The organism is Streptomyces sp. NPDC057002 (genome assembly GCF_042673825.1).
In the GTDB taxonomy this organism is placed as follows: Bacteria; Actinomycetota; Actinomycetes; order Streptomycetales; family Streptomycetaceae; genus Streptomyces.
Genome location: NZ_JBHURZ010000004.1, coordinates 212,427 through 232,597 on the forward strand (window position 1 = coordinate 212,427; position 20,171 = coordinate 232,597).

Genomic DNA, 20,171 nt, shown 5'->3' on the forward strand with positions numbered 1-20,171 from the left:
GCTACGTGGCCGGGCGCATGCCCAGCGGACCCCCGATTTCCTCGGCCATGACCCGGCCCGCCTCGAACTCCAGGGTGTCGTCGCCCATGCTCTGGTCCGTGTCCAGCCCGTCGAGTTCTGCGAGGGGCTGGTTCAGGCGGACGTGGGCGAGGACCGACTGGAGGGCGCGGAGGGTCGCGGAGGCGGTGGAGCCCCAGTTGGAGAAGTAGGAGAACTGCCACCACCACAGGGCCTCCGTGGTGCGGCCCGCGCGATAGTGGGCCATGCCGTGGCGCAGGTCCGTGATGACGTCCGTGAGGTCGTCGGAGATCCGGGCCGGGACCGGCGCCTTGCGGGGCTCGTAGGGGTCGAAGACCTCGGAGTAGATGTCGATCGGGTCGAGGAGGCGGGCCAGGTTCTCGCGGAGCTCGTCGACGTCCGGCTCGGGTCCCGAGTCGGGCTCGTAGCGCTCGTCCGGCACGATGTCCTCGTGCGCGCCGAGCCGGCCGCCGGCCAGGAGGAGTTGGGAGACCTCCAGGAGGAGGAAGGGCACGGCCGATTCCGGCTCGTCGCCCTTCGCGACCTCCGTGACGGCGACCAGGAAACTCTCGACCTGGTCCGCGATCTGGACCGCGAAATCGTCCGGGTTCTGGTCGGTCGCGTGCAGCGTGGCGTCAGACATCTAGGAGTCGTCTCCCCTCGAAGGCGCGGCCGAGGGTGACCTCGTCCGCGTATTCCAGGTCGCCACCCACCGGGAGGCCGCTGGCCAGGCGGGTGACCTTCAGGCCCATGGGCTTGATCATGCGGGCGAGGTACGTCGCTGTCGCCTCGCCCTCGAGATTGGGGTCCGTGGCCAGGATGAGCTCCGTGACCGCCCCGTCGGCCAGCCTCGCGAGCAGTTCCCGGATCCGCAGGTCGTCCGGGCCCACCCCGTCGATCGGGCTGATCGCGCCGCCCAGGACGTGGTAGCGCCCCCGGAACTCACGCGTCCGCTCGATCGCCACGACGTCCTTCGGCTCCTCGACCACGCAGATGACGGCGGGGTCGCGCCGGGTGTCGCGGCAGATGTTGCACAGCTCCTCCTGCGCGACGTTGCCGCAGGTCGCGCAGAAGCGGACCTTCGCCTTGACCTCCATGAGGGCCTGGGCGAGCCGCCGTACGTCCGTCGGTTCGGCCTGAAGGATGTGGAAGGCGATCCGCTGGGCGCTCTTGGGACCGACGCCGGGCAACCGCCCCAGTTCGTCGATCAGGTCCTGGACCACGCCTTCGTACAACGGACTGCCCTTCCTGGGTCTTCGAGGTCGTTCGCCGCGTACGGCCTTCCCGTACGTACGGTAGTTGTCGGCCGCCCGTCCGAGGAAGGCGGCGGGAGCCTCAGAACGGCAGACCCGGGATGCCGCCGCCGCCCAGACCCTGCGCGAGCGGGCCCAGCTTCTGCTGCTGGAGCGCCTGCGCGTTCTCGTTGGCCGCCTGGACCGCCGCCACGACCAGATCGGCCAGCGTCTCGGTGTCGTCGGGGTCGACCGCCTTCGGGTCGATCTTCAGGGCGCGCAGTTCGCCGGCGCCGGTGACGGTCGCGGTCACCAGGCCGCCGCCCGCCTGCCCGTCGACCTCCGTCTGCGCCAGTTCCTCCTGTGCCTGAGCCAGGTCCTGTTGCATCTTCTGGGCCTGCTGGAGCAACTGCTGCATATTGGGCTGGCCACCACCGGGGATCACGATCAGCTCCTTGCTCGGTACGGGTTTTCCCGTTCGGCACGAGCCTACGTGGTCAGGCCTGCCGTCGCCCCAGCACTCTTTCGAGTGAGCCCCCCTCGCGCCCTATACCGGATCAAGGAATACTTCCGGGCGGAAAAGTGACGAAAGCTGCGTCTTCGCCACCCATTGGGGGGTAGGAAGGGTCCGGCGCGTCAGGTGGGTCGTTCGTCGCGCAGTGTGAGTCGGCGTGGACCGCGCGTGGTCGCTCGTGGTCAGTAGGGAGTGCCGGGTGGGTCAGCCGGAGATGCAGCCCGAGGTGCCGCCTCAGGACGGGCGGGGCGAGGGGGCGTCCCGGCCGCGGCCGGGCGATCTGACCGGGCGGGCCTTTCCGCTCGGGGACTGGGGCGAGCCGGCGGTCCGGCTGGACGAGCTGTACCGGTGGGTGGAGCGCGGGGCGCTGCGGACGGCTGCCTGGTATCTCGAGGACCGGGTGTGGAAGCGGCGGTGCGCGCGGGTGCTGCGCTGCGGGGCCGCGGCGGGGGCGGTCACCGGCGTCGCGCTGCCCCTGCTGGAGCTCACCGGGGTCGCGGGCGGGGTCGCGCCCTGGGGGTGTCTGGCGCTGCTGCTGGGGGTGGCCTGTGTGGCCGCCGACCGGTACTTCGGGGTGACGTCGGGCTGGATGCGGGACGTGGCCACCGCGCAGGCCGTGCAGCGGCGGTTGCAGGCGCTGCAGTTCGACTGGGCGGCGGAGAGCGTGCGGGAGGTGCTCGGTCCGGCCGAGGGGACGGCCGCAGAGGCCGCCGAGCGGTGCCTCGGGGTGCTGCGGAGGTTCACCGAGGACATGAGTGAGCTGGTCCGGGTGGAGACCGGCGACTGGATGGGCGAGTTCCGGGCCGGGGGTGTGCCGGTGGGGATGCAGACGGTGGTGCTGTCCGGTGCGGGGCGGGGAGTCGAGGCGGGGGGTGTGAACGGGCGGTTCTCCGTGCCGCCGCCGGGGGGTGCGCGGCCGAACATGCCACGTCAGCGGCCGCCGGAGCCGAGGTGAGGGGGCGGGGTCAGTTCCCTTCGCCCTGCGCGCACAGGATGAGACCCTCCGGCGTCCAGCACGGCACGTGTCCGTGGGTGCGGGTGACGTCCTGGCCGTTGCCTCGGGAGAGGTACGTCAGGAAGCTCGACGCCAGGGAGTCCGCCGGGGGCCGGCCGTAGGTGTAGGCGTACTCGATCTCGCGGTACGGGTAGGCGCTCGTGCCGTGTTCGATGGCGTCGACGGAGGCGGGGTCGCCGTCCAGGCGCAGCGAGTGCAGGCCCTTCGCGCGGGCGGCCAGGTTGAGTTCGCTGTAGCCGACGGCGCCCGGGAGGCCGGCGACCGTGGTCAGCACCTGTTCCGTGGAGTCGAGTTCGCAGCGGATGACGGCCGCCGTCGGGTCGTCCTTGTGGACGCAGTCGACGGAGGAGTTGGCGATCTCGCCCCGCCCCAGCACCCGGCGCTGGAAGACCTGTCTCGTCCCGGAGCCCGCGTCCCGGCTGACCAGGTGCACGGGCAGGTCCGGGCCGCCGAGCTGCTTCCAGTTGCGGATCTCGCCCCGGTAGAGGCGCCGCACGTCCGTCGTGGACAGGTTCTTCAGGCCCACGTCGTCGTTGACCACCAGGGCGAAGACGGACACCGCCACCCGGTTCTCGCGCAGTTCGGGCAGGCCGGCCGGCTTGGGGCCGTCCGACAGGGCCACCAGCGGCGGGGAGCCCCGCCCGTCCCGTGCCGCCTCGGCGCCGGCCGCCGCGAGCTCCCGGATCCCGGCCGTCGAGCCGTGGGTGTCCACCTCGATGGCCGGGTCGCCGCCGCAGTCCCGCTCGTACTTGCGGGCCACCTCGCGCAGGACGGGCGCGAAGGCGGTCGAGCCGGTGAGGGTGAGGGTGCCGCTCGCGCAGCCGATCGGGGGCGGGGTGTCGTCCTGGACGACGACGATCGCCGCCAGGGTGACCACGCTCACCGTGAGCGCGATGGTGATCAGCCGCGCCGCCCGGCTGAACAGCGGCGGTTTGTCGTCCGGCGTGGCACTGCGGTTGGGGTGCACCTCGCCGTCGCGCAGGCCGCCGACCAGCCGGATCTCGTCGCCGACATCGCCTCCGGCGAGCAGCACGAGCAGCTTGAAGTGGTCGCCGCGGTTGAGCGGGACGCGGGGGATGCGCAGGGTGTTGTCCTCGTAGGCGAAGCCGCGGGCCGCGGTGAAGTGGTCCATGAGGTGGTCGGTGTCCGACGGCTGGGTCACCGAGACGCCCCGGACGGTACGGCCGGCGAACACCGCGGTCAGGCCGTGCAGTTCGGGGCCGGTGTAGTCGTCGCGGTCGATGCCCTGTGAGCCGTCGTTCTCGATGCGCAGCAGGACCAGGGTCGCGTCGGCCATGCCGGGCGCCTCGTCGAACAGGCCGAGACGGCGGTTGGCGCGGCCCGAGCGCACGTCGTCGCCGATGGGGTTGTCCATCTGCACGCGGTACCCGACGCGTTTGCGGCGCGGCACCCGGCGCTCGTACCAGACCATGACGCCCGAGGCGATGATGCCGAGGAGGGCCGTCGCCACGGCCACGAGGTTCTCCGCGCTGAGCCACTCCATCGTGCGTGCCCCCGCCGCCGCCCGAACGAAATCGATCGTCTGGTCACCGTACGACTGTACGAGCGGGTATCCGGATTTCGTCGGCTTGAATTCGCCGGACGTTCAACGACACCACGGCGACCCGGAGTTGGTCACTGCTTCGAGTACGTCAGCCGCTCCCCGCTGCTCGTGTTCACGCGCTCGAGCGTGTAGTCGGTCAGAAGGGTGACCTCGGTGGCCGCGCCGGGTGTGCAGGCGGTGCGCGGCTGCCCGACGGTCACGGTGGACGGGCCGATCTTCAGCGGGCCGTCGGCGCCCGGGGCATCGGTCAGTTCGCCCTGGAACACGCAGTGGTAGGTGCCGCCTCCCTTGGTGGGACCGTCCGCCACGAGGGACAGGACCGTGTCGCCCGGCTCGCCCTGCTGGATGGTCAGGGAGCGGGTGTGCTGCCCGTCGGCGTTGTCGATGGTGGTGGCCCAGGTGCCGAGGTACGCGGTGGGGATCGCGCCGTTCGCCGGGGTGGCGGTGGTGTCCGGCCGCGAGGTCTCCGGGGAGGAGCCGGAGTCCGAGGGGGTGCCGGTCTCCTGCGTGGGGGTGGGGCGGTCGTCGGCCCGGTCGCCCTCACCGCCCTGCATCAGCGCGTACACCGAGCCGCCCGCGGCGAGAGCGACGACCAGGGCGATCACGACGAGCAGCACGGTGGAACGGCCGTTCCGGGGCGGTTCCTGCGGTGTGCCGTACGGCGTTGGGCCGTAGGGCGGGGGTGTGCCGTACGGGGTTGAGCCGTACGGCGGTGGGCCGTAGGGCGGAGTGGAGCCGGGCTGGGGGTGTTGCTGGGGGTAGCCGTATGCCGGTGCCGGGTACGGGGGCGGGGGCGCATGTGGGCCGGGCGGTACGCCCTGGCTCGCGACCATGGTGGGCAGGTGGTTCAGCGGTGGGCCCTCGCCCGGTTGGCCCGGCGGGGGTGGGGCGGTAGGGGCGGGGGGTGCCTGCGGTACGGGGTTCGGTGACGATTCGTCGGTGGCCGGGGCGTGTTCGGGGGTGGCATCGGGTCCGCTTTCCGGCTGCGGGCCGGTGGGGGCTGGTTGCGCAGTTCCCCGCGCCCCTTGGGTCTCCGGATCCTCTGTTTCCAGCAATCGCACCGCATGCCGCCCCAGTTGGGCCACCAGCGCGCTCGGCAGCCAGGGGTCGAGGGCGCGGCCGTCGGAGACGGTGTCGTCCGCGCCGGTGCGTTCCAGGACGCGGTCGAGGGTCGGGCGGGCGGCGGGGTCCTTGCGGAGGCAGTCGCGGACCAGGTCGGCGATGCCCTCGGGGACGCCCGTCAGGTCCGGTTCCTCCTGGGCGATGCGGAACATCAGCGCGTGCACACCGCTGTTGGCGGTGCCGAAGGGCAGGGCGCCGGTCGCGGCGTAGGCGAGGACGGAGCCGAGGCAGAAGACGTCGCAGGCCGGGGTGATGCGGTCGCCCCGCACCTGCTCGGGCGCCATGAAACCGGGCGATCCGACGAGCGCGCCGGTGCGTGTGAGCCCGCCGTCCGTCACGGTCTCCAGGGCCCGTGCGATACCGAAGTCGATGACGCGCGGGCCGTCGATGGTGACCAGCACATTGGACGGCTTGAGGTCGCGGTGGACGATGCCGGCGGCGTGGATGTCCTGGAGCGCGTGCGCGAGCCCGGCCGCGAGGATGCGGACCGTCCGCTCGGGCAGGGCGCCGTGGTCGTGCCCGACGACCTGCTGGAGGCTCGGCCCGGCGACGTACCCGGTGGCGACCCACGGCACGGCCGCCTCGGTGTCCGCGTCCAGCACCGGCGCCGTCCAGTGCCCGCCGACCCGCCGCGCGGCCCGCACCTCCTGCCGGAACCGCTCCCTGAACTCCTCCTGCGCGGCCAGTTCCTCGCGCACGAGCTTCACGGCGACCGTACGGCCGCGCTCGGAGCGGGCCAGATACACCTGCCCCATCCCACCGGCGCCGAGCCGCGCCAGCAGCCGATAGGCACCGATGCCTACGGGATCCCCGGGCCCCAGCTTCTCCATCGCTCAGCCGCCTTCCCCCCACACGTGAGCAACAGATCGAGAATAGTGCGGGGCCGGGACGGGGTGACCTGGGCGATGTCTACGGTTCCGTAACAGGCGGACCCACCTGGTCGAGCACGGTGGACAGACGTTCCAGCAGCCGTACCGCCTCGTCGAGTTCCGCCTCCCCGAACGCCTTCGCCAGCCGGTCGGCGAAGGCCGCGTGCCCGGGGTCGATCCGGGTGATCGCCGCGCGCCCCTCCTCGGTCGGCGCGAGGAGCTTGGCGCGGCGGTGCGCGGGGTTCGGCCGGTACTCGGCGAGGCCGCGCTCCACCAGCAGGTCGGCGATGCGCTGCACGCTCTGCCGGGTGATGCCCATGGCGCGGGCGATGCCGGAGACGGGCAGCGGTTCGCGGAGCACCGCGCCGAGCACCTGCCACCAGGCGGCGGTGAGCCCGGCCGGCCGGGCCAGTTCCTCCGCGACGGCGAGGAACTGGCCGTTGAGCCTGAACACCCCGAGGGCACTGCGGCTGAGCAGGTCCTGACGCTCCCGGCTCACAGCGCGCCGGCCTTCTCCAGCACCGCGTACGCCGCCGCGTCGGAGTCGTGGAACAGCCGGTACCAGGCGTCGAGCACCTCCCCCTCGTAGACCCCGAGCAGCCGGAGGATCTCCCGGGCGAAGGCGACGGGCTCGGTCGGGCCCGCGGTGACCAGGGGGCCGTCGGTGACGGCGTCGGTCTCGACGTAGCGCTCGCCGCCCGCGTAGCCGGTCGCGGCCAGGTAGAAGGAGACCGCGCTGGTGTGGTCGCGGTCGTCGAGCAGGCCCTCCCGGGCCAGTCCGGCGGTGGCCCCGCAGATCGCCGCGACCGGCACGCCCGCCTCCAGGAAGGCCCGGGCCTTGCGGGCGAAGGGCGCGAGGTCGTCGCTCGTGTCCCAGAGGTCGGCGCCCGGGAGGATCAGCAGCGCGCTGTCCTCGGGCCGTACGTCGTCCAGGGCCGCGTCGGGCTGGATGCGCAGTCCGCCGGTGCTGGTGACGGGGGCCGTGGACGGGCCGACCGTCCGGATCGTGCGGCCGGCGCGGGCGAGCTGGGCCGTGGCGTGGCCGGTCTCCCAGTCGGCGAGGGTGTCGTAGACGGCGAGATGGACGGGCTTGGCGCTCATGGCTCCTCCTGGAGTTCCGAGTATGACAACATACTGTCGATTAAGCAGCATGCTGTCAATACCCCTGTGTGACACCTTCCCGTCGACAACCTGTCGCGGAAACCCCCGGACCTCACACACGACGCCGATTTCCCGCCCGCGCCCCGCGTGCCTACGCTCGCCCGCATGACCCCTCAGCCGAACCCCGAAGCCGGTGCCGCCGTCAAGGCCGCCGACCGTGACCATGTGTTCCACTCCTGGTCCGCCCAGGAACTCATCGACCCGCTCGCCGTCGCCGGCGCCGAGGGGTCGCACTTCTGGGACTACGACGGCCGCCGCTACCTCGACTTCTCCAGTGGGCTCGTCTACACGAACATCGGCTACCAGCACCCCAGGGTCGTCGCCGCGATCCAGGAGCAGGCGGCGAGGATGACGACCTTCGCGCCCGCGTTCGCGATCGAGGCGCGGTCGGAGGCGGCACGGCTGATCGCCGAGCGGACCCCGGGCGACCTGGACAAGATCTTCTTCACCAACGGCGGCGCCGACGCCGTCGAGCACGCCATCCGCATGGCCCGTCTGCACACGGGCCGCCCGAAGGTGCTCTCGGCGTACCGCTCGTACCACGGCGGTACGCAGCAGGCCGTGAACCTCACCGGCGACCCGCGCCGCTGGGCCTCCGACAGCGGCACGGCCGGGGTCGCGCGCTTCTGGGCGCCCTACCTCTACCGCTCCCGCTTCTACGCCGAGACCGAGGAGCAGGAGTGCGCGCGGGCGCTGGAGCACCTGGAGACGACGATCGCCTTCGAGGGGCCCTCGACCGTCGCGGCGATCATCCTGGAGACGATCCCGGGGACGGCCGGGATCATGGTCCCGCCGCCCGGCTACCTCGCCGGGGTGCGCGAGATATGCGACAAGTACGGGATCGTCTTCATCCTGGACGAGGTCATGGCCGGGTTCGGGCGGACCGGTGAGTGGTTCGCGGCGGACCTGTTCGACGTCACGCCCGACCTGCTGACCTTCGCGAAGGGCGTGAACAGCGGCTATGTGCCGCTGGGCGGTGTCGCGATCTCCGGCGCGATCGCGGAGACGTTCGGGAAGCGGCCGTACCCCGGCGGTCTGACCTACTCCGGGCACCCGCTGGCCTGCGCGGCGGCCGTGGCGACGATCGACGTCATGGCGGAGGAGGGCGTTGTCGAGAACGCGGCCCGGCTGGGCGCGTCCGTCGTCGGGCCGGAGCTGCGCGCGCTCGCCGAGCGGCACCCGAGCGTCGGCGAGGTGCGCGGCACCGGCATGTTCTGGGCGCTGGAACTGGTGCGGAACCGGGAGACGCGCGAGCCGCTGGTGCCGTACAACGCGGCCGGGGAGGCGAACGCGCCGATGGCCGCCTTCGCCGCCGCCGCGAAGGGCGGCGGGCTGTGGCCGTTCGTGAACATGAACCGGACCCATGTGGTGCCGCCCTGCAACATCAGTGAGGCGGAGCTGAAGGAAGGCCTCGCGGTACTGGACACGGCGCTGTCGGTAGCGGACGAGTACACGGAGTAAACAACTGTAAACCCGTCAGTAACCGACAACCTCGCCTCCCATTCGAACGCGTAAGGTGGCGTGCTCGTAGACATATACGTGCACGCCACCCGAACGCGACGAGGGAGACGCCCTGACCATGCCCGGCAGGACCGGCAACGGCGCCGTGACGCGCAGCACCCTGCGCCAGCAGATCGCGGACGCGCTTCGTGACGAGGTGCTGGCCGGACGGCTCCAGCCGGGGCAGGAGTTCACGGTCAAGGAGATCGCCGAGCAGTACGGGGTGTCCGCGACGCCGGTGCGCGAGGCCCTGGTCGACCTCTCCGCCCAGGGGCTCCTCGACGCCGACCAGCACCGCGGCTTCCGGGTCCACGAGTACTCGGCCGAGGACTTCCGCGGCATGATCGAGGCCCGCGACCTGGTCATCGAGGGGATGTTCCACGCCCTGACCTCGGGGCAGCGGGCCTCCCTCCAGCCCGACGACCCCCGGGTCGCCGCCGTGCTCGCCGGGGTCCGGCGGCGCGGCGAGGAGGCCCAGCGGGCCGCCGCGGCCGGTGACCTCACCGTCCTCATCGGCTACGACCTGCGCTACTGGCGCGAACTCGCCGCCCTCTTCGGCAACCCGTACCTGGGCGACTTCCTGCACCGGCTGCGCGTCCAGACCTGGGTGGGCGCGGTGCAGCATCTGCGCCGCCTCCCCGACCTGCGCGGCGAGCTGTGGGCCGGCCACACCGCGCTGGTCGACGCCCTGGCCGCCCAGGACACCGGCACCGCCCGGGCGATCATCGCCGGCTACAACTCGCACTCGCTCGCCCTGATCGAGCGCCTCTCCTCCTGATGGCCTGCGTCGCGGCTGTTCGTATGGGTATGGGACATGCACGACAGGAGCCTCTGGCGTGCCGCACCGATACCCTTCCCTGACCACCGTGCTATCCGACGCCACCCGAACGCTGAGCTGAGCGAGGAGCCTTCTTTGGCCTGTGACCTGTGGCTGGTACCGCTCGTCGATGTCTTGTGCCACACGCCGGACAACCCGTTCGCCGAGGAACTCGCGCAATACAACAAGGTGCTCGCCGAGGCCGGGTTGCCGCCGGTGCCGGTGTACCAGTACATGCCGGGCCTGTCCGGCGATGTCGCGCCGGTCGCGGGCTTCGACTACGACGCGCTGCACTTCCTGCGCCGTGCCTATCTGCTCCAGGTGTGCGGCCTGCCTGTGACGCCCGTGGGCGAACTCGGCGGCGACTACGAGCAGTTGCTGGAGATGTTCGAGTCGACGGCCCAGCAGTCGCATCTCGTCTGGCACTACGACCACGCGGGCGCGTACGTCCCCGTCGACTTCCCCAGCCCGCTCGCCGACGACGATCTCCTCGCGGGCGGCGGCCCGCTGGGCTCCTCGCACGCCCTGCTGCGGGAGCTGGAGACGGTCGCCCCCGCCCTCGGCATCGACCCGGCCAACCCGCCGGCGGCGCCCCAAGCACCGCCGACCCCCACGGAGCTGGAGGAACCCGCCGCCCCCGCCCCGTACGACCCCAGCCCGTTCGCCCGCGAGCGGCACGTCTGGCTCGGGCTGCACGCGGCGGTCACCCGGAGCCTGGCGCAGGGGTCGATGATCGTCTTCAGCTGAGGTCAGCGCAGCTGGGACAGCCCCTTCCGGAGGTCGTCGCTGTTCATGATCGGACAGACCTCCACCTCGGCGTTGAGGTCGGTGAAGAACGACTCCAGCGCGGGAGGCAGCTGAGAGCTGTCCTGCATGTCGAAGACCATGAAGCAGGTCCTGCGCCCGCCCATGGGGCCGAAGTAGGCCGCCTCCGGCTTGAGCCTCTCCATGGCCTCCTGCATGATCTGCGGCATCTTGCCGGCCCGGAGGGCCTCGTTCGCCTTGTCCGTGTCGAGCGTCGCCTTGAGCATCACGCGCATAGCACTCACCTGGTTTCTGTTTCTCTCACGGCTGCTGTGATCAGACTATGGCCGGGTTTGCGGCAAACATCCGTTTGCTACTCCATCAGAGGACGTCGGGAAACCACCGGCAGCCCATCGGTCGGATGACGGCCACTCGCCGAAATTCCATGGCATGTAAGTTCACGTGTGTATGCGGGTTCTCGCAGCTCGGCCCGAAGGGAGAGATCACTCCCCGGGGAGAGAACTTCGTGACGCAGGAGTCCGACTACGTCACCGGAATCGCGGAACGGTTCGCCCGACGTGGGGGCAGGAACGCGCAGAAGTACACCCATCTCGTGCGGTACGAGATGGAGCCCGGAACCCGGGACGCACTCATCGCCGCAGGACGCGGTTCGGGTGACAACATCGCCGCGATCCGCGAGAGCTTCGGCATCCATCTCGACGAGATCGGGGAGAGCACCCAATTCGTCCATGTGAAGCTGGAGCGGGGCGGGCTGAACTTCGGCCTCCGCGAGGGATCCGCCCATGTGTTCAACTCGAACATTCTGAGAATGAAGCACGAACTGCTGTGACCGCGCACCAGCGCTCAACGGGGTTGCCCGAACCGGAATCAGGAGAACGACACAGATGTCAGGTGACGCGGTGGAAGCGAACACGCCGATGGAGCGGGCGGACTCGATCGTCGTCGGCCGTGGGTATGTCGGGCGGGAGCGCGCCGAGGAGGTCGCGGCAGAGGTTCCCGAGGCACGCACTCACATCCTCGGCTGGCTGCGAACCGTATCGGAAGCAGGTGACTGGCGCCGGTTCGAACGGCTGGCGGGCGTAGCGGTCCACCTGCACCCCGACGGCCTCGCCCCTGTGCTGGCTTCCGCACTAGCCTCGCACGCCGCCGGGCTGAACAGCGAGGACCTGGTCGACATGCTCGGTGAGCTGCGGGCCCCGGAGGGGGTGGAGCCGATCTCCGCACTCGTTCAGGAGAAGAGGGACGTGGACGGGCCCTTCTTCTCCTTCTGCGTCAAGGGCATCCAGGCGCTCGGGGAGATCGGTGGTGCCGACGCCGAGCGGTTCCTGAGGAGCATCGCCACGAACGAGCCGGGCTCATGGCCCGACGCCCTGCGCTGGCACGCGGCGGAAGAACTGGGCATCGAGGACGAACTGGGTTTCGACGAGGACGACATGCTCGGCGGTGCGTAGGACAGCGGCGGCCGGCTCTCACAGGAGAGCCGGCCGCCGCTGGATGTGAGTCGGGGCCGGGCTAGAGGAACGAGTTGATCTCGATCGTCTCGTCCCGGCCCGGGCCCACGCCGATCGCGGAGATCGGGGCGCCCGACATCTCCTCCAGCGCCTTGACGTACGCCTGGGCGTTCTTCGGCAGGTCGGAGAAGGACTTGGCCTTGCTGATGTCCTCGCTCCAGCCCGGCAGCATCTCGTAGACCGGCTTCGCGTGGTGGAAGTCGGTCTGGGAGTACGGGAGCTCCTCGACGCGCTTGCCGTCGATCTCGTAGGCCACGCAGACCGGGATCTGCTCCCAGCCGGTGAGGACGTCGAGCTTGGTGAGGAAGAAGTCCGTCAGGCCGTTGACGCGGGTGGCGTACCGGGCGATGACGGCGTCGAACCAGCCGCAGCGCCGGTCACGGCCCGTCGTCACACCGCGCTCGCCGCCGATGCGGCGCAGCGCCTCGCCGTCCTCGTCGAAGAGCTCCGTCGGGAACGGGCCCGCGCCGACACGGGTCGTGTAGGCCTTGAGGATGCCGATGACCCGGCTGATCTTCGTCGGGCCCACACCGGCGCCGGTGCAGGCGCCGCCCGCGGTCGGGTTCGAGGAGGTGACGAAGGGGTACGTGCCGTGGTCGATGTCGAGGAGCGTGCCCTGGCCGCCCTCGAAGAGGACCACCTTGTCCTCCTCCAGGGCCTGGTTCAGGACCAGGACCGTGTCGGCGACGTACGGGCGGAGCTTCTCGGCGTAGGCCAGCAGCTCCTCGACCACCTGGTCCACGGCGATCGCGCGCCGGTTGTAGAGCTTGGTGAGGACCTGGTTCTTGATGTCGAGGGCCGCCTCGACCTTCTGCGTGAGGATCGACTCGTCGTAGAGGTCCTGCACACGGATACCGACACGGTTGATCTTGTCCGCGTAGGTCGGGCCGATGCCGCGCCCGGTCGTGCCGATCTTGCGCTTTCCGAGGAAGCGCTCCGTCACCTTGTCGACGGTGACGTTGTACGGCGTGATGATGTGCGCGTTGCCGCTGAGGAGGAGCTTGGAGGTGTCGACACCACGCTCGTTCAGACCGCTCAGCTCGGAGAGCAGGACCGACGGGTCGACTACGACACCGTTACCGATGACCGGCGTGCAGCCGGGAGACAGGATTCCGGAAGGGAGGAGGTGCAGTGCATACTTCTGGTCACCCACGACCACCGTGTGGCCGGCGTTGTTGCCGCCCTGGTAGCGCACTACATAGTCCACAGATCCACCGAGCAGGTCGGTGGCCTTTCCCTTGCCTTCGTCACCCCACTGAGCACCGAGCAGCACAAGTGCGGGCACGCGCGTACACCCCTTCCGGGCGGGGCATGTCCATGGTCGAGGGCGAACGCGGCGGTGTACCACCGTGTGCACCGCGACCACCGTTGGCCGCCAACCGTCGGACCGGATGCCCCGGAATAGACGAAGCCCCTGGCGCAATAGCGCAAGGGGCTCTTGCACAAAGATGCTACCCGAGGAAGCGAGGCATGGCCGAGGTGGCGACTTCCGCGACGTCCGAGCAGCTGCTGGTGGTCATCGACCATGTCGCCCGTCGGTCGGACGGCGAGTCCGTCCGGATCGCGAAAGACGTGCTCAGCGCGGGTGCCTCCATGAAGGTGTGCCTGCCGGAGGGGCCGGACGAGTTCGCCCGGGCGCTGGCCCGGCGGGGCTCCCGGCGCCCCGTGGTGGTGGGCGACGACCGGGCGCTGATCCGCGCGGTGTCGCTGCTGCACCGGCATCGGGAGCTGGCCGGATGTGCGCTGTCGGTGGTGCCGGTCGGTGGTGTGCTGTCCCTCGCGAGCTCACTGGGGGTGCCGACGGGGACGGTGGCGGCGGCGCGGGCGGTGCTCGACGGGGTCGAGCGGCGGATGGACCTGATGGTCGACGACAGCGACGGGGTGGTGCTCGGCGCGCTGCGCATACCGCCCCTCTCGCCCTTCCCGGCGGCCGAGGACGAGAGTTCTCAGACCGAGGATCCGGAGGCGGCGGGCCACGCCTGGCTGCGGACCTGCCAGTCCCTGGTACGGACCCTGGTGCCGGCCGGCCGCCCGTCCCGGCTCACGGCCTCGCCGGAGCCCGGCCCGTCCCGGCTGCGGGTCGAGGTGGACGGGGAGACCCTCGTCGACCTGAACCAGCCGGTGGAGGCGGTGTCGGTGGCACCCGGCCCTGCGGGGATCGCGTCGGTGGAGGTCCGGCCGGTGTCGGTCGGCGCCGAGGCCTCTCCCCTGCTCGCGGAGGGCCGCACGGTGACCGTCTCGGGCGCCCACTTCCGCTACCGCGCGGACACGGTGGTGTCGGGGCCGGTGCGGACCCGGACGTGGAGGGTGCGGGAAGGAGCCTGGGGGCTGACGGTGCCGGCGGTGTCGTGAGTCAGCTCTCGGGAGTCTGGAATCCGGCGGTGTCGAGGGTGCAGCCGAACGGGTCCGGGATGTCGAGCTTCTCACCGAAGGGCTTGGAGAGCCGGAGCTCGTATCCCTTCACCGACGGGGACCCGTAGACGATGGCCTGCTGCTCCTGCATGTCGAGGACCAGGTAGACGGGGACCCCGGCCCTGCCGTAGACCTCGGCCTTGTCGGTGAGGTCGTCGGTCCGGGTGGAGGGGGAGGTCAGCTCGGCTACGAAGGACAGGCTCTCGCCGTCCAACTGGTTGCTCTCCGTCTCGAAGACGCGTTCATGGGCCGCATGGATGTCCGGCCCGAAGGCCCGCTCGTGCCCTGGAAAGACATACAGAAACGGCGAACGCTCGATCACGTGCCGCTCGGGCAGATGCGGCTCCAGTTGGCTGCACACCAGACGCATGACGCGCCAGTAGTACCCCTTCGACCACGGCGACACGACGATGCTCCCCCTGACGATCTCGGCCTTGAAGCCGTCGGGCACGTTCAGCTCGTCGAGGAGGTGCAAGAGCTCCTCGAAGCCGCTGTGGGGCCTGGTGCCGCTCATCACCGGTCGCTCTGCCATGAGTGTCATGATGCGCCCTCCCCTTTGATGCGGACCACCCGCCACTCAGTGCAGCCAGCCGGTCACCCCGGCCCGAACGTCTTCTCCCGGTGCTCCCGCCAGCGCTCCATCATCGCCGCGACCTCTCCCTCGACGAACTCGAAGAACGCGAGGGTCTCGGAGAGGCGTCGGCCGGCCGGGGTGGTGGGGCCGAGGCTGGTGACGCCCTCGCGCAGGGCGCCTTCCCAGCGCTTGAGGACGGCCTCGCGGTTGGTCAGGGCCTCGTACCACTGGTCGCCATGGACGCGGTAGCGCTCGCGGCGTGAGCCGGGCTCCCGTTCGCGGGAGACCATGTGCGTCTGGGCCAGATAGCGCACCGCCCCGGACACCGCAGCGGGGCTGATGCGCAGCTGGTCTCCCAGTTCGGCGGAGGTCAGCGAGCCCTCGTCGGAGGCGAGCAGCGCGGCGAAGACCCGGGCGGGCATCCGCGGCATCCCGGCCTCGGTGAGCTGCGCCGCGAAGGACTCCACGAACCTCGACACGGCCTCCGCGTCCCGCGTGTTCCCGGCTGATTCCGTCATGCGGTTCATCCTATCCATGATTCATACGGTTCCTTAACTTCACAAATTTCTGAAAGAAGCGTACGTTCTGAAGCATGACGAAGGCCATCACCGTCTCCGGACTGCACAAGTCCTTCGGACGGACGCACGCGCTCGACGGGCTCGATCTGGAGGTCGCCTCCGGCGAGGTCCACGGCTTCCTCGGCCCCAACGGCGCCGGGAAGTCCACCACCATCCGCGTCCTGCTCGGCCTGCTGCGCGCCGACTCGGGCGCCGCGCAGGTGCTCGGCCGCGACCCGTGGACGGACGCGGTCGAGGCGCACCGCCGTATCGCCTACGTTCCGGGGGACGTGACGCTGTGGCGCAACCTCTCCGGCGGCGAGGTCATCGACCTCTACGGCCGGCTGCGCGGAGGGCTGGATTCCCGGCGCCGGGCGGAACTGATCGAGCGCTTCGAACTCGACCCCACCAAGAAGGGCCGTACGTACTCCAAGGGCAACCGGCAGAAGGTCGCCCTGGTCGCCGCGTTCGCCTCGGACGTCGACCTGCTGATCCTGGACGAGCCGACCTCGGGCCTGGACCCGCTGATGGAGGAGGTCTTCCAGCGGTGCGTCGCCGAGGAGCGCGACCGGGGCCGCACGGTCCTGCTCTCCTCCCACATCCTCAGCGAGGTCGAGGAGCTGTGCGACCGGGTGAGCATCATCCGCAAGGGCCGTACGGTCGAGAGCGGTTCGCTCGCCGACCTGCGGCATCTGACCCGCACCAGCGTCCTCGCCGAACTCGCGGGCCCGCCCAACGGACTGGCGGGCCTGCCCGGCGTCCACGACCTCGACGTGCGGGGGCGCCGGGTGCGGCTCCAGGTCGACACCGACCGGCTGGACGGCGTACTGCGGTCGCTGAGCGAGTCGGGTGTGCGGTCGCTGACGTCGACGCCGCCGACGCTGGAGGAGCTCTTCCTGCGGCACTACCAGAACGAGGCGGACGAGGCGGCGGCCCGATGACGACCTTCGCGGTGCGGCCCGGCACCTCACGCCAACTGGCCGGCACGGGCACGCTGCTGCGGTTCGCGCTGCGCCGCGACCGGCTGATGATCCCGGTGTGGATCGGGGTCAACGCCCTGATGGTCCTCTCCATGCCGAACACGCTGGAGGGCCTGTACGGCACCCCGGCCGAGCGCGCCGACCTGATCCGGCAGATGACCGCCAACTCCTCGCTGCGCGCGATGATCGGCCCCGTCTTCGACGACTCGATCGGCGCCCTGACGGCCTGGCGGGTCGGCGTCTACGCGGGCGCCCTGGCCGCCGTGATGAGCCTGCTGGTCGTCGTACGGCACACCCGGGACGAGGAGGAGAGCGGCCGTCAGGAGCTGGTGGCGTCCGGGATGGTGGGGCGCCGGGCCTCCCTCACGTCGGCCCTGCTGGCGGCGGCGGTCGCGAACGCGGTCCTGGCGCTGCTGGTGACGGCCGGACTGGCCGGGCAGGGTACGGCCGGGGCGCTGGCCCTGGGCCTCGGGATCGCCGGAGTCGGGATGGTCTTCGCCACGATGGCGGCGATCGTCGCCCAGCTGACGGAGAGCGCCAGGCTGGCCCGTGGGCTGACGGCGGGGGTGCTGGGTGCCGCGTTCGTGCTGCGCGCGGCGGGCGACTCGGCGAGCGACGACGGTTCGTCGGTACTGACGTGGCTGTCACCGCTCGGGTGGCTGGAGAACCTGCGGCCGTACGCGGACGAACGCTGGTGGGTGCTGGCGCTGCTCGCCGGTGCGGTCCTGCTCCAGGGCGCGGTGGCCTACGGGCTCGCCGGCCGCCGGGACATCGGCATGAGCTTCCTGCCCACCCGCCCGGGGCCTGCGACCGGCCGCCTGGGCAGCGCGGGCGCACTGGCCTGGCGGTTGCAGCGGGGCGGTGTGCTGGGCTGGAGCATCGGCTTCCTCCTCGCCGGGGCCGTCTACGGCGGTATGACCGAGGGCGCGGCCGGCCTGGTCGGCGACAACGAGAACGCCCGGCGGATCTTCGAGCGGATGGGCGGCCAGTCCGGCCTGACGGACGCGTTCCTGGCGTCGATGGTCGGCATGCTCGGCCTGGTCGCGGCCCTGTACATCGTGGCGTCGGTGCTGCGGCTGCACGGCGAGGAGACCTCGGGCCGGGCGGAACCGGTCCTGGCGAACGCGGTCGGCCGCCTGCGCTGGGCCGCCGGGCATCTGGCGATCGCCTTCGGCGGTTCCGCGCTCCTCATGCTCCTGGCCGGCCTGGGCTTCGCCGTCGGCTACGGCAGGGAGACCGGCCCGATCCTGGGGGCATGCCTCGTGCAGCTCCCGGCGATCTGGGTGATCGGCGGCCTCGCGGTCCTGCTGACCGGCGTACTGCCCCGGGCGGCAGCGGCGGCCTGGGGCGTCGCCGGGGCGGTGCTGCTGATCGGCTGGGTCGGACCCGCGCTGGACGTGCCGCAGGCGGTGCTGGACGTGTCTCCCTTCGGCCATCTGCCCAAGCTGCCGGGCGGGGAGATGGAGTGGGGGCCGGTACTGGTCCTGCTGGGGCTGGCCGTGGTGCTGGTGGCCGCCGGCCTCGCGGGGTTGCGGCGCCGGGACATGACGACCTGAGCGGCGGCGGGAACTGCGAAGCGGCCCGCGTACGTCCATGCCGGGCATGGGACAACGTACGCAGGCCGCGGCCGGGTGTCTGACCGCGGCGGTCGGCGCGGGCGCGGGACTCGCGGTGTGGGCCGTCGACGTCCGGGAGCGGCTCTGGCGGTTCGAGGCCGCCCCGGACTGGAGCGTGCTCTACGCCGAACTGCCGCTGGCGCTCCTCGGCGGGGTCGCCGCCGCCCTGACGGCCTGGGCCCTGCTCCGGCGTCTCAGACCTCGACGCTGAGCCCCTCGAGACCCCGGATCACGAAGTTCGGCTTGCGCCGCGGCTCCTCGGCGAGACGGAGTGCCGGGGCCTTCTCCAGCAGGGCCGCCATCGAGGCCGCCAGTTCGATCCGGGCCAGCGGCGCGCCGATGCAGTAGTGGATGCCCGCGCTGAAGGAGATGTGCGGGTTGTCCGTGCGGGTCAGGTCGAGGCGGGCCGGGTCGGTGAAGACCGCCGGGTCGTGGTTGGCGGAGCCGAAGAGCAGGGCGATCTCCGCGCCGCGCGGGATCGTCGTGCCGGCGATCTCGATGTCGTCCAGGACCCAGCGTTCGAAGAGCTGGAGCGGGGTGTCGTAGCGCATCAGCTCTTCGACGGCGGAGGGGATGAGGGTGTGGTCGGCGCGCAGGGCCGCCAGTCGGGGCTCGTTGCGGAACAGGGCGTACCAGCCGTTGACCGTGGAGTTCACCGTGGCCTCGTGGCCGGCGTTGAGCAGGAGGACCGCCGTCGAGATCATCTCCTGCTCCGTGAGGCGGTCGCCCTCGTCGTGTGCCTCGATGAGGCCCGAGATGAGGTCGTCGCCCGGTTCCTTGCGGCGGGCCGCGATCAGTTCGCGCAGGTAGTCGGAGAACTCGACCGACGCCCTGACCGCCTTCGCCGCCGTCTCCTCGGACGGGTTCAGCTCGTACATCCCGCAGATGTCCGCCGACCAGGGGCGCAGCGGGGCCCGGTCGGACTCCGGGATGCCGAGCATCTCGGCGATCACCGCGACGGGGAGGGGTTCCGCCACGTCCTTGAGCAGATCTCCTCCGCCGGCCTCCGCCAGCGCCGCCGCCAGATCGTCGGCCAGGCCCCGCACATACGGCTTCAGCCGCTCCACCGTGCGCGGCGTGAACGCCTTCGACACCAGGCGCCTGATCCGGGTGTGGTCCGGCGGCTCCAGGTCGAGCATCCCGTGGTCGTTGAGCGTGTGGAACGGCTCCTGCCCGGTTGGCGGCGCGGTCCGGCCGAACTCCTCGTGGGTGAAGCGGTGCTGATACGTCCGGCCGAGGCGCCGGTCGCGCAGCAGGGCCGAGACGTCCGCGTGGTGCGGGACTAGCCACTGGTTCGTGGGCTCGTAGTAGTGCACGCGGCCCCGGGCACGCAGCTCGGCGTAGGCGGGGTACGGGTCGGCGAGGAACGCCGGGTCCCACGGGTCGAAGGCAGCCATGGCGGGACGCTAGCCCCACATCCCCTTCACTGACCAGGGGTGTTCCTTCACGAGGTCGAGCCGGTGCCGGGCCGGTTCGGCGAACCAAGATCGTTAAGCTGGATGTGCCGCCTGAGCGGCAACTGCCTGCGCACAGAGAGAAGTTCATGACACAGCAGCGAGCCAAGCTCCGCACCCGCGTCCCCGCCCGTCTGGCCGCCTCGGCCATGCTCGCCCTGTCGCTGACCGCCGGCGCGGTGGCGACCAGCGCCCCGGCCGCCACCGCCGCCGAGATGCCGTGCAAGCCGAACGTGTACTACTACGTCTACAAGGGCAGCGGGATCAACTTCCGCACGGGCGCCGGCACCGGCTACGCCTCCAAGGGCATCCTCCACAAGAACGACTGGGGCAAGAAGCTCGCCACCAAGGGCTCCTGGATCCAGCTGAAGCTCGGCCAGAAGTCCAAGAGCGGCATCGCCAAGGGCACCACCGGCTGGGTCTCCAAGTCGTACGTGAGCGACTGCACGCCGATGCAGCTGGACTGATCAGGTCCGTCGCCCCGGGACCC

General features: G+C 71.2%; 23 protein-coding genes. 11 read left to right on the top strand and 12 right to left on the bottom strand.

Annotated elements, in window-relative coordinates:
• Window position 1: 1 nt before the first annotated feature.
• From ACFT32_RS20920 to ACFT32_RS20930, 3 genes are all read right to left on the bottom strand, one after another.
• Window positions 2–661 carry a DUF5063 domain-containing protein gene (locus ACFT32_RS20920; RefSeq protein WP_382491227.1) on the bottom strand — a complete coding sequence of 220 codons (660 nt, stop codon included), beginning with the start codon at window positions 659–661 and terminating at the stop codon, window positions 2–4.
• Window positions 654–1,253: a recombination mediator RecR gene (gene recR, locus ACFT32_RS20925; RefSeq protein ID WP_350701165.1), complete on the bottom strand. Its 600-nt coding sequence runs from the start codon at window positions 1,251–1,253 to the stop codon at window positions 654–656. Before recR ends, ACFT32_RS20920 begins: the two co-directional genes overlap by 8 nt.
• 100 nt (window positions 1,254–1,353) lie before the next feature.
• Window positions 1,354–1,695, bottom strand: a complete 342-nt coding sequence (locus tag ACFT32_RS20930) for a YbaB/EbfC family nucleoid-associated protein (protein ID WP_078899404.1) — start codon at window positions 1,693–1,695, stop codon at window positions 1,354–1,356.
• A 268-nt stretch (window positions 1,696–1,963) separates the two neighbouring features.
• Here ACFT32_RS20930 and ACFT32_RS20935 point away from each other — a divergent pair, with 268 nt between their 5' ends.
• Window positions 1,964–2,719 carry an SLATT domain-containing protein gene (locus ACFT32_RS20935; RefSeq protein WP_382491231.1) on the top strand — a complete coding sequence of 252 codons (756 nt, stop codon included), beginning with the start codon at window positions 1,964–1,966 and terminating at the stop codon, window positions 2,717–2,719.
• Between the two features lie 10 nt (window positions 2,720–2,729).
• Here ACFT32_RS20935 and ACFT32_RS20940 read toward each other — a convergent pair whose 3' ends face one another.
• From ACFT32_RS20940 to ACFT32_RS20955, 4 genes are all read right to left on the bottom strand, one after another.
• Window positions 2,730–4,283 (bottom strand): substrate-binding domain-containing protein, encoded by a 1,554-nt coding sequence (locus ACFT32_RS20940; protein ID WP_382491233.1) that lies wholly within the window; start codon window positions 4,281–4,283, stop codon window positions 2,730–2,732.
• A gap of 131 nt (window positions 4,284–4,414) precedes the next feature.
• Window positions 4,415–6,295 (bottom strand): serine/threonine-protein kinase, encoded by a 1,881-nt coding sequence (locus tag ACFT32_RS20945; protein ID WP_382491236.1) that lies wholly within the window; start codon window positions 6,293–6,295, stop codon window positions 4,415–4,417.
• 79 nt (window positions 6,296–6,374) lie between these two features.
• Complete coding sequence (locus ACFT32_RS20950) at window positions 6,375–6,833, bottom strand: MarR family winged helix-turn-helix transcriptional regulator (protein WP_382491238.1); 459 nt, start codon at window positions 6,831–6,833, stop codon at window positions 6,375–6,377.
• Window positions 6,830–7,435: a type 1 glutamine amidotransferase family protein gene (locus ACFT32_RS20955; protein WP_382491240.1), complete on the bottom strand. Its 606-nt coding sequence runs from the start codon at window positions 7,433–7,435 to the stop codon at window positions 6,830–6,832. The genes ACFT32_RS20950 and ACFT32_RS20955 overlap by 4 nt, the downstream gene beginning before the upstream one ends.
• Window positions 7,436–7,600: 165 nt before the next feature.
• Here ACFT32_RS20955 and ACFT32_RS20960 point away from each other — a divergent pair, with 165 nt between their 5' ends.
• The 3 genes from ACFT32_RS20960 to ACFT32_RS20970 all read left to right on the top strand — a co-directional run bounded on the left by ACFT32_RS20960 (window position 7,601) and on the right by ACFT32_RS20970 (window position 10,559).
• Window positions 7,601–8,956, top strand: coding sequence for an aspartate aminotransferase family protein (locus ACFT32_RS20960; RefSeq protein ID WP_382491243.1), 1,356 nt, complete (start codon window positions 7,601–7,603; stop codon window positions 8,954–8,956).
• A 118-nt stretch (window positions 8,957–9,074) separates the two neighbouring features.
• Window positions 9,075–9,773: a GntR family transcriptional regulator gene (locus ACFT32_RS20965; RefSeq protein ID WP_382491246.1), complete on the top strand. Its 699-nt coding sequence runs from the start codon at window positions 9,075–9,077 to the stop codon at window positions 9,771–9,773.
• Window positions 9,774–9,908: 135 nt separating this feature from the next.
• Window positions 9,909–10,559 (top strand): hypothetical protein, encoded by a 651-nt coding sequence (locus ACFT32_RS20970; RefSeq protein ID WP_382491248.1) that lies wholly within the window; start codon window positions 9,909–9,911, stop codon window positions 10,557–10,559.
• 2 nt (window positions 10,560–10,561) lie between these two features.
• On the opposite strand, the gene ACFT32_RS20975 is transcribed toward ACFT32_RS20970, so the two are convergent.
• The gene (locus tag ACFT32_RS20975; protein ID WP_382491251.1) at window positions 10,562–10,852 is read right to left on the bottom strand and encodes a DUF3303 family protein; all 291 of its coding nucleotides are present in this window, start codon (window positions 10,850–10,852) and stop codon (window positions 10,562–10,564) included.
• A gap of 230 nt (window positions 10,853–11,082) precedes the next feature.
• Here ACFT32_RS20975 and ACFT32_RS20980 point away from each other — a divergent pair, with 230 nt between their 5' ends.
• Entirely contained in the window at window positions 11,083–11,406 is a 324-nt protein-coding gene (locus ACFT32_RS20980) for a hypothetical protein (RefSeq protein ID WP_382491254.1), read from the top strand.
• A 55-nt stretch (window positions 11,407–11,461) separates the two neighbouring features.
• Window positions 11,462–12,028, top strand: a complete 567-nt coding sequence (locus tag ACFT32_RS20985) for a hypothetical protein (protein WP_382491257.1) — start codon at window positions 11,462–11,464, stop codon at window positions 12,026–12,028.
• Window positions 12,029–12,089: 61 nt separating this feature from the next.
• Here ACFT32_RS20985 and ACFT32_RS20990 read toward each other — a convergent pair whose 3' ends face one another.
• Window positions 12,090–13,373 (bottom strand): adenylosuccinate synthase, encoded by a 1,284-nt coding sequence (locus ACFT32_RS20990; protein WP_189725730.1) that lies wholly within the window; start codon window positions 13,371–13,373, stop codon window positions 12,090–12,092.
• 185 nt (window positions 13,374–13,558) lie between these two features.
• On the opposite strand from ACFT32_RS20990, the gene ACFT32_RS20995 reads away from it, so the two are divergent.
• Window positions 13,559–14,440: a diacylglycerol kinase gene (locus tag ACFT32_RS20995; protein ID WP_382491260.1), complete on the top strand. Its 882-nt coding sequence runs from the start codon at window positions 13,559–13,561 to the stop codon at window positions 14,438–14,440.
• A 1-nt stretch (window position 14,441) separates the two neighbouring features.
• Here ACFT32_RS20995 and ACFT32_RS21000 read toward each other — a convergent pair whose 3' ends face one another.
• Window positions 14,442–15,041, bottom strand: a complete 600-nt coding sequence (locus ACFT32_RS21000; RefSeq protein ID WP_382491263.1) for a Uma2 family endonuclease — start codon at window positions 15,039–15,041, stop codon at window positions 14,442–14,444.
• 53 nt (window positions 15,042–15,094) lie between these two features.
• On the bottom strand, window positions 15,095–15,592 hold the full coding sequence (locus ACFT32_RS21005) for a GbsR/MarR family transcriptional regulator (protein ID WP_382491266.1): 498 nt from the start codon (window positions 15,590–15,592) through the stop codon (window positions 15,095–15,097).
• Between the two features lie 74 nt (window positions 15,593–15,666).
• On the opposite strand from ACFT32_RS21005, the gene ACFT32_RS21010 reads away from it, so the two are divergent.
• Genes ACFT32_RS21010 through ACFT32_RS21020 form a run of 3 tightly spaced genes read left to right on the top strand, consistent with a single transcriptional unit; the run spans window position 15,667 to window position 18,438 of the window.
• On the top strand, window positions 15,667–16,572 hold the full coding sequence (locus ACFT32_RS21010) for an ATP-binding cassette domain-containing protein (RefSeq protein WP_382491269.1): 906 nt from the start codon (window positions 15,667–15,669) through the stop codon (window positions 16,570–16,572).
• Window positions 16,569–18,167 (top strand): ABC transporter permease, encoded by a 1,599-nt coding sequence (locus tag ACFT32_RS21015; RefSeq protein WP_382491271.1) that lies wholly within the window; start codon window positions 16,569–16,571, stop codon window positions 18,165–18,167. Before ACFT32_RS21010 ends, ACFT32_RS21015 begins: the two co-directional genes overlap by 4 nt.
• A gap of 46 nt (window positions 18,168–18,213) precedes the next feature.
• Entirely contained in the window at window positions 18,214–18,438 is a 225-nt protein-coding gene (locus ACFT32_RS21020; RefSeq protein WP_382491273.1) for a hypothetical protein, read from the top strand.
• Here the strand turns inward: ACFT32_RS21020 and ACFT32_RS21025 are convergent.
• Complete coding sequence (locus tag ACFT32_RS21025) at window positions 18,422–19,624, bottom strand: cytochrome P450 (protein ID WP_382491275.1); 1,203 nt, start codon at window positions 19,622–19,624, stop codon at window positions 18,422–18,424. The two genes, ACFT32_RS21020 and ACFT32_RS21025, sit on opposite strands and share 17 nt — an antisense overlap.
• A gap of 146 nt (window positions 19,625–19,770) precedes the next feature.
• Between ACFT32_RS21025 and ACFT32_RS21030 the strand changes: the two genes are divergently transcribed.
• Window positions 19,771–20,148 carry an SH3 domain-containing protein gene (locus ACFT32_RS21030; protein WP_382491278.1) on the top strand — a complete coding sequence of 126 codons (378 nt, stop codon included), beginning with the start codon at window positions 19,771–19,773 and terminating at the stop codon, window positions 20,146–20,148.
• The last annotated feature ends 23 nt before the right edge of the window (window positions 20,149–20,171 follow it).